This window comes from Mycobacterium sp., assembly GCF_032159565.1.
Lineage (GTDB): Bacteria > Actinomycetota > Actinomycetes > Mycobacteriales > Mycobacteriaceae > Mycobacterium.
Window position 1 is genome coordinate 22,200 of sequence record NZ_JAVHWR010000032.1, and the last position, 12,736, is coordinate 34,935.

At 67.2% G+C, this 12,736-nt stretch carries 8 protein-coding genes; 7 read left to right on the forward strand and 1 reads right to left on the reverse strand.

All coding sequences use genetic code 11. The annotated features are described in order from the left end of the window. The first annotated feature begins 17 nt into the window (after positions 1 to 17). From QOC76_RS04145 to QOC76_RS04160, 4 genes are read left to right on the forward strand one after another with little or no spacing between them, the layout of a single operon-like run. The gene (locus QOC76_RS04145; RefSeq protein ID WP_526354465.1) at positions 18 to 3,332 is read left to right on the forward strand and encodes a transglutaminase family protein; all 3,315 of its coding nucleotides are present in this window, start codon (positions 18 to 20) and stop codon (positions 3,330 to 3,332) included. Next, entirely contained in the window at positions 3,332 to 5,962 is a 2,631-nt protein-coding gene (locus QOC76_RS04150) for a circularly permuted type 2 ATP-grasp protein (protein WP_526354467.1), read from the forward strand. Before QOC76_RS04145 ends, QOC76_RS04150 begins: the two co-directional genes overlap by 1 nt. Positions 5,963 to 6,011: 49 nt before the next feature. Further along, on the forward strand, positions 6,012 to 6,911 hold the full coding sequence (locus QOC76_RS04155) for a transglutaminase-like domain-containing protein (protein WP_526354469.1): 900 nt from the start codon (positions 6,012 to 6,014) through the stop codon (positions 6,909 to 6,911). Then, positions 6,904 to 7,929: a zinc-binding metallopeptidase family protein gene (locus tag QOC76_RS04160; protein ID WP_526354471.1), complete on the forward strand. Its 1,026-nt coding sequence runs from the start codon at positions 6,904 to 6,906 to the stop codon at positions 7,927 to 7,929. The genes QOC76_RS04155 and QOC76_RS04160 overlap by 8 nt, the downstream gene beginning before the upstream one ends. Here the strand turns inward: QOC76_RS04160 and QOC76_RS04165 are convergent, their stop codons facing one another. Then, entirely contained in the window at positions 7,930 to 9,435 is a 1,506-nt protein-coding gene (locus QOC76_RS04165) for a PucR family transcriptional regulator (RefSeq protein ID WP_526354473.1), read from the reverse strand. A 106-nt stretch (positions 9,436 to 9,541) separates the two neighbouring features. Between QOC76_RS04165 and QOC76_RS04170 the strand changes: the two genes are divergently transcribed. The 3 genes from QOC76_RS04170 to QOC76_RS04180 are packed head-to-tail and all read left to right on the forward strand — an operon-like array spanning position 9,542 to position 12,703. Then, positions 9,542 to 10,456 (forward strand): NAD-dependent epimerase/dehydratase family protein, encoded by a 915-nt coding sequence (locus QOC76_RS04170; protein WP_526354475.1) that lies wholly within the window; start codon positions 9,542 to 9,544, stop codon positions 10,454 to 10,456. Next, a complete protein-coding gene (locus QOC76_RS04175) occupies positions 10,449 to 11,273 on the forward strand; it encodes an SDR family NAD(P)-dependent oxidoreductase (RefSeq protein ID WP_526354477.1) in 825 nt (274 codons plus the stop codon). Before QOC76_RS04170 ends, QOC76_RS04175 begins: the two co-directional genes overlap by 8 nt. Further along, positions 11,270 to 12,703, forward strand: coding sequence for an amino acid permease (locus QOC76_RS04180; protein WP_526354479.1), 1,434 nt, complete (start codon positions 11,270 to 11,272; stop codon positions 12,701 to 12,703). The genes QOC76_RS04175 and QOC76_RS04180 overlap by 4 nt, the downstream gene beginning before the upstream one ends. Positions 12,704 to 12,736 lie beyond the last annotated feature (33 nt).

The following is a 12,736-nucleotide window of genomic DNA, read 5'->3' on the forward strand; positions in this document are numbered from 1 at the left end:
TGTGATGGGATCAGCGGATGGGCATCAAGGTGGCGCTGGAGCATCGCACCAGCTACACATTCGACCGGCTGGTGGAGGTGTTTCCGCATGTCGTCCGCTTGCGCCCGGCACCGCACTCGCGCACCCCGATCGAGGCCTACTCGCTGCAGGTCGAGCCGGCCGACCACTTCGTCAACTGGCAGCAGGACGCGTTCGGCAACTTCCTGGCCCGGCTCGTCTTCCCGGATCGTGCGCGCAGCTTGACGATCACGGTAGGGCTGATCGCGGACCTGAAGGTCGTCAACCCGTTCGACTTCTTCATCGAGGACTGGGCCGAGCAGATCGGTTTCGCGTACCCCAAGGCGCTCGCCGAAGACCTCGAGCCGTATCTGCGGCCCGTCGACGAAGCCGATGAGGGCACGGGACCCGGCGATCTCACCGCGGAGTGGGTGCGAAATTTCGCCGTCGCGCCCGACACCCGCACCATCGATTTCCTGGTCGCGCTGAACCGCGCGGTGAACGCCGACGTCGGATACAGCGTGCGGATGGAACCGGGGGTCCAGACACCGGATCACACCCTGCGCACCGGGATCGGCTCGTGCCGGGACTCGGCGTGGCTACTGGTGTCGATTCTGCGGCAGCTCGGCTTGGCGGCCCGCTTCGTGTCGGGCTACCTGGTGCAGCTGACCTCCGACGTGGAAGCGCTCGACGGGCCGTCCGGACCGGCCGCCGACTTCACGGATCTGCACGCGTGGACCGAGGTCTACATCCCCGGCGCGGGGTGGATCGGCCTCGACCCGACGTCGGGCCTGTTCGCGGGTGAAGGGCACATCCCGCTGTCGGCGACGCCGCATCCGAACTCGGCTGCCCCGATCACCGGATCGACGGAGCCCTGCGAGACGACCCTCGAGTTCTCCAACGTCGTCACCCGGATGCACGAGGACCCACGGGTGACGCTGCCCTACACCGAGGCGGCGTGGGGTGCGATCAATGCACTCGGCGGCCGCGTCGACGATCGGCTGGCCGCTGGTGACGTGCGGCTCACCGTCGGCGGCGAACCCACGTTCGTCTCGATCGACAACCAGGTCGACCCCGAATGGACCACTGACGCCGACGGGCCGCACAAGCGCCAGCGGGCGTCGGCCCTTGCGGCACGGTTGAAGCGGATGTGGGCGCCGGGCGGGCTGCTTCAGTACAGCCAGGGTAAGTGGTATCCGGGAGAACGGTTGCCGCGCTGGCAGATTGGGCTTTACTGGCGCACCGACGGCGAGCCGCTGTGGTCTGAAGGCGCGTTGCTCGCCGACCCGTGGCCCACGCGACCGCAGGCGATTGCGGTGGCACCCGACGCCGGAGCGCAGCTGCTCGACGCCGTCGCCGGCGGCCTCGGCCTGCCGTCATCCCAGGTGCGGGCCGCCTACGAGGATCCGCTGAGCCGGCTGATTTCGGCCGTGCGACGGCCTGCGGGTGACCCCGTCGCGGCCGGCGACGATCTGGAGGCCGACACCGCCGACCGCCGCGCCGCACTGCTGGCCGGCCTCGACCAGTCGGTCACCGAGCCGGCCGCCCACGTGCTCCCTCTGCACCGCCGCGACGACGACTCCGGCTGGGCCAGCGCCGACTGGCAGTTGCGGCGCGGCCGCATCGTGCTACTCCCGGGTGACTCACCCGCGGGCCTGCGGCTGCCGCTCGACTCGATCAGCTGGCGGCCGCCGCGAACTACGCATCCGGCCGACCCGCTGGCACGCCGAGGCGAATTGCCCGCCGACGCGGAACCCGACGCGGTCGTCGAGGACGACGACTCCGCACCCACGTCGGCACTTGTCGCCGAGATTCGCGATGGGCTGCTGCGGGTATTCCTGCCTCCCACCGACGAACTCGAGCACTTCGTCGATCTGGTCAGCCGTATTCAGGCCGCGGCTGCCAAGGTCGACTGCCCGGTGGTGATCGAGGGTTACGGCCCGCCGTCGGACCCACGCATCACGTCCATGAATATCACGCCCGACCCCGGAGTGATCGAGGTCAACGTGGCCCCGACAGTGAGCTTCGCCGAGCAGCGGGACCAACTTCGCACGCTGTACGACGAGGCGCGGCAGGCCCGGTTGTCGACCGAGTCGTTCGACGTCGACGGCACCCACGGCGGAACCGGTGGGGGCAACCACATCACGCTGGGCGGCCTCACGCCCGCCGACTCGCCCCTGCTGCGCAGGCCCGATCTGCTGGTCTCGATGCTGACCTACTGGCAGCGTCATCCATCGCTGTCCTTTCTGTTCGCTGGGCGCTTCATCGGCACCACATCGCAGGCGCCGCGGGTCGACGAGGGCCGTGCCGAGGCGCTCTACGAGCTCGAGATCGCGTTCGCCGAGATCGCCCGACTGGCAGCCGGCGCGGGTTCTGCCAAGCCGTGGGTGACCGACCGCGCGCTGCGGCACCTGCTGACCGACATCACCGGCAACACCCACCGCGCCGAGTTCTGCATCGACAAGCTCTACAGCCCTGACAGCGCGCGCGGCAGGCTCGGCCTGCTGGAACTGCGCGGCTTCGAGATGCCGCCGCATTTCCAGATGGCGATGGTCCAGTCGCTGCTGGTGCGCTCGCTGGTCGCGTGGTTCTGGGACGAACCGCTTCGCGCGCCGCTCATCCGTCACGGTGCCAACCTGCACGGCCGGTACCTGTTGCCGCACTTTCTTATTCACGACATCGCCGACGTCGCCGCCGATCTCCGCGCCCATGAAATCAACTTCGACACCAGCTGGCTCGACCCATTCACCGAGTTCCGATTCCCGCGCATCGGCACCGCGGTGTTCGACGGCGTCGAGATCGAATTGCGTGGCGCCATCGAGCCGTGGAACGTGCTCGGCGAGGAGTCCACCGCGGGCGGCATGACGCGCTATGTGGACTCGTCGGTCGAGCGCATCCAGGTGCGCACTATCGGCGCCGACCGGCAGCGTTACGTCGTGACGGTCAACGGCTATCCGCTGCCGCTGCTGGCCACCGACAACCCGGACGTGCAGGTCGGCGGCGTGCGGTTCCGCGCGTGGCAGCCGCCGAGCGCGCTGCACCCGACCATCACCGTCGACGGACCGCTTCGCTTCGAGCTCGTCGACATGGCCACCGGTACCTCCCGCGGCGGCTGCACCTATCACGTCTCCCACCCCGGCGGCCGGTCCTACGACACGCCGCCCGTCAACGCGGTCGAGGCGGAGTCCCGCCGCGGCCGACGGTTTGAGGCGACCGGGTTCACCCCCGGTCGCGTCGACACCTCCGACATCCGGGAGAAGCAGGCGCGGCAATCCACCGACGTAGGCGCGCCGGGCATCCTGGATCTGCGCCGGGTGCGTACCGTTCTGCACTGATGGCACTCCCGACGGCGAATCCGCACGACATCGACAACCTGCTGGCCGGCTATCGCACGGCGCGGGCGCAGCAGGCGCTGTTCGACCCGCGTGGTGGCGCCGTCACCGGATACGACGAATTCGTCGATGCGGCAGGCAATGTCCGGCCGTCCTGGCTCGAGCTGGCCGAATGCGTCGGCGAACGCGGGCGCGGCGGCCTCGAGCAACTGCGCGCCGTGGTGCGCAACCTCGTCGACAACGACGGCATCACCTATATCCAGCTCGACACGTCGGGTGAAGCCGTCGTCAACGGTGACGGCGGCGCTGCGCCGGGGCCCTGGCATCTCGACGCCCTGCCGCTGGTGATCTCGGCGACCGACTGGGACACGCTGGAGTCCGGACTTGTGCAGCGCTCGCGGCTGCTCGACGCGGTCCTTGCCGACCTGTACGGCGCGCGCCGCTGCGTCACCGGCGGCGTGTTTCCCGCGCAACTGCTGTTCGCCCATCCCGGCTACATCCGGGCCGCACAGGGGATCGAGGTGCCGGGCAGACATCAGCTGTTCATGCATGCCTGCGACGTCAGCCGTGCCGTCGGCGGCGCCTTCAATGTCAACGCCGACTGGACGCAGGCGCCGTCGGGCGCGGGCTACGCACTGGCCGATCGCCGCGTCGTCGCACACGCCGTCCCGGATCTCTACGAGCGCATCGGACCCCGCCCGGCGTCGCCGTGGGCCCAGGCGTTGCGGCTGGCGTTGATCGACGCCGCGCCGGAGTCGGCCGAGGAGCCGGTGGTGGTGGTGCTCAGCCCGGGCATCCACTCCCAGACCGCGTTCGACCAGGCTTACCTGGCCGGCGTGCTCGGATTCCCGTTGGTGGAGAGTGCCGACCTGGTGGTCCGTGACGGCAAGCTGTGGATGCGGTCGCTCGGCACCCTCAAGCGGGTCGACGTGGTGCTGCGGCGGGTGGACGCCGACTACGCCGATCCTCTTGACCTGCGTGCGGACTCGCGGCTGGGTGTGGTGGGACTGGTCGAGGTGTTGCGCAGGGGGGCGGTGACGGTGGTGAACACACTCGGCAGCGGAATCCTGGAAAGCCCTGGGCTGCTTCGTTTTCTGCCGGAAGTCGCTGCGGCGTTGCTCGGCGAGACGCCGCTGCTGGACACGGCGCCGGTGTACTGGGGCGGCATCAATGTCGAGCGTTCACACCTGCTGACCAAGCTGGGGTCGCTGTTGATCAAGCCGGCGACCGGTGGGGCCACCATCGTGGGGCCGGCACTGACGGCGACGCAGCGCAAGGATCTCGGTGCCCGCATCGAGGCCGATCCGTGGCAGTGGGTCGGCCAGGAGCTGCCGCAGTTCTCTTCGGCCCCGAGCGACTTGCAGCCGGGCGGACTTTCCTCGGCCAGCGTGGGTATGAGGCTGTTCACGGTGGCCCAGCGGGGCGGCTATGCACCGATGGTCGGCGGCCTCGGTTATCTGCTGGCACCGGGTAACGCTGCCTATACGATGAAAACCGTAGCGGCCAAAGATGTCTGGGTCCGTACGCCGACACGCGTCACCGCCGAGCGGATTCTGACGTCGCCGCCTGTCGAGCTTCCGGTGATGACGCCAAGTCCAACCCGCGCCGTCAGCTCGCCGCGTGTGCTGTCCGACTTGTTCTGGATGGGGCGCTACGCCGAGCGTGCGGAGAACACCGCGAGGCTGTTGATCGTCACCCGTGAGCGGTATCACGAGTTTCGGTACCGGCAGGACATGGAGGGCAGCGAGTGTGTGCCGGTGCTGCTTTCCGCGCTGGGCCGGATCACCGGAACCGACACCGGCGAAACCGGTGACTCTCACGAGATGATCGCGATCGCTCCGACGACGCTGTGGTCGCTGACGGCCGACCGGCAACGCCCCGGCGCGCTGGCGCAATCGGTCGAGCGGCTCGGGCTGGTGGCCCGCGCGGTGCGCGACCAGATGTCCAACGACACCTGGATGGTGTTGGCCGCGGTGGAACGTGCGGTGCTCCAGCGTGGCGGGTTGCTGCCGGAGTCGCATACCGAAGGTGAGGCGTATCTGGTTGCCGCACATCGCGGAACGCTGGCCGGGATGCTGGCGCTGTCGGGACTGGCAGCCGAATCCATGGTGCAGGACGTCGGCTGGACGATGATGGACATCGGCAAACGGATCGAGCGCGGGCTCGCCCTTACGGCACTGCTCAGCGCGACGCTGACGACGGTGCGCAGCCCGGACGCCGAACAGACCGTCACCGAATCAACGTTGGTGGCCTGCGAGTCCTCGGTCATCTTCCGCAGGCGCAACCTCGGCGCGGTGAACATCTCCGCGGTGGCGGACCTGTTGCTGCTGGACGCCGAGAACCCGCGGTCGCTGGTCTATCAGTTCGAGCGCCTCCGCGCTGACCTCAAGGCGCTCGGCTTGGCACGGCCGGAGCGAATGGTCGACGAGATCGGCACCAGGCTGCGCCGAATCGACCCGGACGACCTCGAGGCCGTCGGCGCCGACGGCAGGCGACGCGAACTTGCCGAACTGCTCGACGGGCTGCACGCCGATCTGCGTGAGCTGTCCGGTGTGATCACCGCAACGCATCTGTCGCTGCCCGGCGGCATGCAGCCGCTGTGGGGGCCCGATGAGCGCAGGGAGATGCCGTGAGTACCCGAAGGCGAGCGCCGCAGCGAAGCGAGCGAACGGAAGCCGAGGCATGAGTAGTCGCCGATATCACGTATCTCACCGCACGATTTACGGGTACTCCGACGTGGTGACCAGCTCCTACGGCCGTGGTTTCCTCACGCCCCGCAACACCGACCGGCAGCGCTGCCTCTCTCATGCGCTGCACATCGACCCCGAACCGACCGACAGTTCCACGAGCCGGGACGCGTATGGAAACGTCAGCTCGTACTTCCACGTGACCGAACGCCACCGCGAACTGTCGATCACCAGCGAGTCCATCGTCGAGGTGGATCCACCGCCACCGGATGAATGTGGCTCCGGGTCCGCGCTCGCGCCGTGGGAGATTGCGCGTCCGGTCGGCCCCGACGGCGCGTTGGCGACCGAATTCATCCTCGACCTGCAACCGCCGGAGATCACCGACGAGGTGCGGGATTACGCCGCGCCGAGTTTTGTGCCGGGCCGACCGCTGATCGAGGTGCTACGAAACCTCACGTCGCGGATCTATGAGGACTTCACCTACCGGTCGGGGTCGACGACGGTCTCCACCGGAGTCAACGACGTACTGGCCGCCGGAGAAGGGGTCTGCCAAGACTTCGCCCGGCTGGGGATCGCCTGCCTGCGTGCCAACGGCCTTGCCGCAAGCTACGTTTCCGGCTATCTGGCCACCGACCCGCCGCCCGGTAAGCAACGAATGGTCGGCGTCGACGCCACCCACGCCTGGGCGTCGGTGTGGACGCCGCAGAACCAATGGCTCGGTCTGGATCCGACCAACGACCAGATGGTGGACGAGCGCTACATCGTCGTGGCCTGGGGTAGGGACTATGCCGATGTGCCGCCGCTGCGCGGCATCATCTACACCGACTCCGAGAGCAGCGTCATCGACGTGTCGGTCGACGTGGCGCCATTCGAAGGAGAAGTGGTTCATGCGTGACTTCATCTGCCCGAAGTGTGGTCAGCACCTGGCATTCGAGAACTCGGTGTGCCTGTCGTGCGACAGCCCGTTGGGTTTCTCGCTGGACGACATGGCGCTGTTGGTCATCGCATCGGGGGAGGAGAGCTCGCAGCCGGGCTTCGTCGACGCCGACAAGTACGAGCTGTGCGCCAATCTGCATCTGGCGGAATGCAACTGGCTCGTCGAGAAAGAGCCGATCAGGAAGCTGTGCACGTCGTGCACGCTGACCCGCACCAGGCCCAACGACGCCGACATCAAAGCGCTGGCGGCCTTCGCCGAGTCGGAGAAGGCCAAACGCCGGTTGATCGCAGAACTACACGAGCTGAAGTTGCCGATCGTAGGCCGCGACGAAGACCCCGACTACGGGTTGGCGTTCGACCTGCTTTCCAGTGAGAACGAGAAGGTGTTCACCGGCCACGACAACGGCGTGATCACGCTGGACCTCGCCGAGGGCGACGACGTGCACCGCGAGCAGTTGCGCATATCGATGGACGAGCCGTATCGCACCTTGCTCGGCCATTTCCGCCACGAGATCGGCCACTACTACTACTACCGGCTCGTCGACTCGGTGCCGGCCTACAAGAAGACGTTCCAGGGACTGTTCGGCGATCCCGACGCCGACTATCAGGAGGCGCTGGACCGTCACTACCAGGACGGCCCACCGGCGGACTGGGAAGAGAACTACGTGTCGTCCTACGCCACGATGCACGCTGCCGAAGATTGGGCGGAGACCTTCGCGCACTATCTGCACATCCGCGACACCTTGGACACGGCCGCATCGTTCAGCTTCGCCCCGGCTGCAGCCACGTTCGAACGAAAACTACTCGGCCCCAGCGGTTTCGACCAGATCATCGATATGTGGCTGCCGTTGTCGTGGTCGCTCAATATGATCAACAGGTCGATGGGCAAGCAGGACCTGTACCCGTTTGTGCTGCCGCCGGCGGTGCTGGAGAAAATGCGGTTCATCCACACCGTCGTCGAGGAAACGACCAACTGATCACTTACCGGCGTACATCAATCGTTCAGCCGTGATCGCGACGGCGAGGGTGATCAGTTGCTTCGGGTCGTTGACGTTGATGTCGAGCAACCTGGATATCTGGTCGAGTCGGTAGTACAGGGATTGGCGCCGCACATGGAGGCGCTTCGCGGCTTCGGCTTTGCTGCCTCCGCAGGCCGCCAGCACCTCGAGGGTGTGTGAAAGTTGGCTGTTCTTCGCGGAATCGGCTCTTGTGAGGGCGCCGATCTGATCCTCCACGAACTGCCGGGTGGCGTCCGGGTCGCCGTGCGTGGCCAGCAGGCGCTCGAGAGCGAGCGCCTGGACGCTGATCACCGCTTCGTTCATGTGAAGCTCTTGTCCGAGACCGAGCGTGGCACGCGTCTCCGACATGGCCCTTCCCAAGTCTGCGATGTCGCGAACCGTGCGGCTGACCGTTGCGCACAGACGTGACTGTGACCCCAGTTCGGCCAAAGCCGTGTGGCGGGCCAGCTGTGCGAGGTTCGGTGTCGTGGTGGAGGCCGGCCCGGCCACCACACCGCACAGCACTCCGTCGATGAGGCCGAAAACCCCGCTGCCCGCCCGACGCACGATCACGTCCACGATGTGCGCCGCCGACTCGACGCGCGTGGGGTCCACCGCGATGCAGGCGTACTGGTGATCCGCCACGGCGACACCCGCGGCGCGCAGTTGGGCCTCGAGGACGGTCCGGTCAGCGCGATCGTTGTCGACGAGGTGGTGAAGGAGGACCTGTTGTGCGCGCAGACCGCCCGCGACGTCCTTCTGTTCACGGATCAGGCAGAGACCGAGCACCGTCGGAGCCCGATCCATGATCGCCTCGACGAGGACGCGTGGGATTCCGGTCGTGCCCACGGTCAGCCGACCCCATGCCACGCCCTCGACCAGGACGGGCGCCTCCGAAGTCGGCGCTTCCTCATCGAGGACCGGCTGGCCTGCGTCCACGACGATCCTGCCTGCGTAATCGCTGAGGCGGGCCCAGGTGCCGAGCGTGGCGGCGACCCGTTCGATCAGCTCGGTCAACGACGCGCCGCGGGCAAGCGCCTCGGAGAGGGCACGCGAGATCTCGTCGGCATGGCGCAGCCGGGCCACCGACCTGTCGATGAGCTCACTGTTGACCGCCTCGGCCACCTCGGTGAAGCGAAGCACCGGCTGCAACTCGACGATGGGCAGGCCCACGTCGACGGCTTCCTCGACCATCTCCGTCGGCACTTCGGCGAACGTCCTGCCGACCTCGAAACACAGCCCGGCGACGCCACTTTCGGCAAGTCGGCGGACGTAGAGCCGACGTGCGGTCTCATCGACACCGATCAGGCCGACGCCGTTGGTCAGCAGCATCTCGTCGCCGCGCAAAAGTGGCGCGATGTCGTAGAGGTCGGCGCTGTGCACCCACCGGACGGCGTGATCGAGGTGATCGTGGCCGCTGAGTACCGAGGGCTGCGCGCGGCGCAACAGCGGATGTTCGAGCACATGCCGCAGGATCAAGCTCATGGGACATTGTGACTCATAAAAAGTGTCAAACACCTGACATTGCGTCTGTTGCCGCAGGCGACGAGCGGTTGCATTCTGAGTCGACGCCGACCCTCGAGGAGCGCACATGACCACTTTGGTGACGGGTGGGCGCGGATTCGTCGGGCGCCACCTGGTGGATCAACTGATCACCGAAGGCGGCAAGGTCGTCAGCTACAACCGCGACTTCTCGGCCGATGAGCGCGACGGCCTGACCGTCGTTCAAGGCGAGCTGTTCGACATCCCGCGCCTGATAGAGACGCTGCGCCGGTACAACGTCGACCGGATCATCCACACTGCGGGCCAAAGCCATCCCGGTGTGTCCATCGAACTGCCGTGGACGACGTTCAAGGCGAACGCCGAGGGCACCCTCGCCGTGTATGAAGCCGCGCGCGCCACGGGTGTGCGCCGGGTCGTCAACTTCTCGTCCGAATGCGCAGTCGGCAACACGCCGCTCGGCGCCAAGGCGACCGAGAATGTCACGCCGGGTCCCACAACGCCCTACGGGGTGACGAAGGTGGCAGGCGAGCTGTTCGGAACCGTCTACAACTCGCTCTACGACATGGAGGTCGTCTCCCTGCGCATCACGGAGGTGTACGGGCCCGGCCTTTGGATGCCGAGTCTGCTCGGTGACATGATCCGCGCCGGATTGCGCGGCGACCCTTTCGTTCTCGAGACCGGTGGCGAGCACCCGTTCCAATTCGTCTATGTCGACGACGTCGCTACCGCGGCCCGGTTGGCGTCCACCTCGACGACGCTGTCCCAGCCGGTCTACAACGTGTCGGGCGGACGCCAGGTCACCGTCAACGAGACCGCGCGGTTGCTCGAGCAGCACATCCCCGGCAGCCGCTACGCGATCGGGCCGGGTCTGCTGCCGAACTGGGACAGTCAGGGGCCCTACGATTTGACGGCGTCGAGGCGGGACCTCGGCTACACGCCTGCCTGGAGCCTGGAGTTGGGCATCGTGAAGCAGATCGACTGGCTCAGGAACGACCATGCCTGAGATGGGCGGTCGCACCGCGTTGGTGACGGGTGCGGCCTCGGGGATCGGATTGGCCAGCGCGGAAGCGCTTGCCCGAGAGGGCGCCCACGTGGCGCTTCTGTCCCGGCCCGATGACGACCTGGACGCCGCGGCGCATCGGGTGCGCGCGCACGGAGGCAAGGTGATGACGGTCGGTGCCGACGTCGCGGACTCGGCCGCGGTTATCGATGCATTCCAGCGCGTCGAATCCGAACTGGGCCCGCTCGACGCCGTCCACAACAATGCCGGCATTTCGATCGTCAGCCCGCTGGCGGACACCACCGACGAGGTCTTCCGGCGGCTGGTGGACGTCAACCTCGCCGGGTCGTTCTACGTCCTGCGGGAGGCCGCGCGCGTCATGCAACCCCGTCGCACGGGCGCGATCGTCAACACCGCCTCGGAATTGGCGATCATCGGCCAAGCCGGCTACGTCGCCTACACGGCCACCAAGGGCGCGATCCTGGCCATGACCCGAAGCGCGGCCGCCGAACTCGCGTCGTGGGGCATCCGCGTCAACGCCGTCTGTCCGGGCACCACGAAGACACCGATGTTCCTCGCGGAGTTCGACGGCGCCGCCGACCCGGCGGCCGAACTGGCAGACAACGCGGCCAGCGTGGCCATGCAGCGCATCGCCGAGCCCTCCGAGATCGCCGAAGCCGTCGTGTTCCTGCTGTCGGACCGCGCCGGCTACATCACCGGCACACACCTGATCGCCGACGGAGGCCGCACCGCCTGTGTGGCCGCCGGATCCATCGGCGTCGCAACACCATCGCCCACCACCACCGGAGGACTCCCATGACCGAACCCGTGTCAGCGCCGCCTTCGCAGTCCCGTCTCGAACAGCTCGGCTACTCCCAGCAACTCGTGCGGCGGCTGAACATCCCCGAAGTGGTCGGTCTCGCCATGGCCGACGTGTCGCCGACCATGGCGGTGCTGTTTCTGTCCGCCGGAGTGTTCGTCATCGGCGGCACGTTCTCGATCGGGGCCGGCCTGATCCTTTCGGTCGTCGTGGTGCTCATCTCGCTGTGCCTGGCCGAGCTGGCGGGCATGTTCCCGATCGCAGGCGGCATGTACTCGCTGGTGCGCCAGGTTCTACCGGGGCCGTTCTCCTGGATCACGATGTTCAACTACCTGATCCAGGGCATCGTGATTCCGGCCAGCATCGCGCTGGGCATGGTCGGGTTTCTCCGAGATCTGTTCCCGGGCCTCGGTTTTCCCGACACCGTGATCGCGATCGTGTTGCTGGCGCTGGCCACCGGTATCGCACTGACGAAGATCGAGGTCGGCGCGTGGGCCACCGCCACGATGGTGATCGTCGAGTGCATCGTGCTCGGCATCGTGACGGTCGCGGCGTTGGCGCATCCGCACCAGAACCTGGCGGAGGTCACCTTTCATCCCACGGTCCTGAGCAACGGCGAACTGGTCGCGGTCGGTTTCGCGGTGATGCTCGCGACGCTGGCCCCCGCATTCAACGTCATCAACGGCTATGACGCGGCGCTGGGTTTCTCCGAAGAGCTCAAGGGCGGCGAGCGCAATATCGCCAAGGCGGTCATCATCTCCGCGGTGCTTGCGTGTGTGCTGATCATGGTTCCCCTCATCTCGGCGGTGGTCGCCGCACCCGACCTGAAGGAGTTCTTCTCCGATCCTGCTCCCGTCGTCTACTCAGTGCAGGCATCGCTGGGCGACAAGGCCCGCGTCATCGTCGACGTCGGCGTGAGCATCGCGCTGTTCAACGCGATGCTGTCGCTGTTGATGTACTTCGGGCGCGGCGTCTACACCACCGGCCGCGACGGCATGTGGCCCGCGGCGGTGAACCGGGCCGTCGGCTCCATCAACAGGTTTCGGGTCCCGGGTGTCGGCATTCTGTGCCTTGCCGTGCCCGCGGCTGTGCTGGTGTTCACGTCCGCGCTGAACTTCCTCATCATCTTCGCGGGCACGGTGATCGCCGCGGTGTATTTCTGTATCGGCTTGGCGGCATTCTGGAGTCGCAGGTCGATGCCCGACGAGCCAAGGCCATACAAGATGCCGCTGTGGCCGTTGCCGCCACTGGTGGTGATCGTCTTCACCGGCATCGCGCTCGCCACCCAGGAAACGCAGTACCTGGTCGCCGAAGTGATTCTGATCGTCCTCGCGTTGTTGGCATGGGCGGGTTCCAAGAAGTGGTCTCCGCGGCCCGCGCCATCGGGTTCGGAGGAACCCGGGACACGACCGCTCGACCCGATCTCCTGAGCGCTACCGAAGGGTCGACCTTTCATGTACGCC

What these genes read in the sequence shown, in the direction of transcription:
- QOC76_RS04145 (WP_526354465.1), top strand. Translation starts at nt 18, where the DNA reads ATGGGCATCAAGGTGGCGCTGGAGCATCGCACCAGCTACACATTCGAC.
- QOC76_RS04150 (WP_526354467.1), top strand. Translation starts at nt 3,332, where the DNA reads ATGGCACTCCCGACGGCGAATCCGCACGACATCGACAACCTGCTGGCC.
- QOC76_RS04170 (WP_526354475.1), top strand. Translation starts at nt 9,542, where the DNA reads ATGACCACTTTGGTGACGGGTGGGCGCGGATTCGTCGGGCGCCACCTG.
- QOC76_RS04175 (WP_526354477.1), top strand. Translation starts at nt 10,449, where the DNA reads ATGCCTGAGATGGGCGGTCGCACCGCGTTGGTGACGGGTGCGGCCTCG.
- QOC76_RS04155 (WP_526354469.1), top strand. Translation starts at nt 6,012, where the DNA reads ATGAGTAGTCGCCGATATCACGTATCTCACCGCACGATTTACGGGTAC.
- QOC76_RS04180 (WP_526354479.1), top strand. Translation starts at nt 11,270, where the DNA reads ATGACCGAACCCGTGTCAGCGCCGCCTTCGCAGTCCCGTCTCGAACAG.
- QOC76_RS04165 (WP_526354473.1), bottom strand. Translation starts at nt 9,435, where the DNA reads ATGAGCTTGATCCTGCGGCATGTGCTCGAACATCCGCTGTTGCGCCGC.
- QOC76_RS04160 (WP_526354471.1), top strand. Translation starts at nt 6,904, where the DNA reads ATGCGTGACTTCATCTGCCCGAAGTGTGGTCAGCACCTGGCATTCGAG.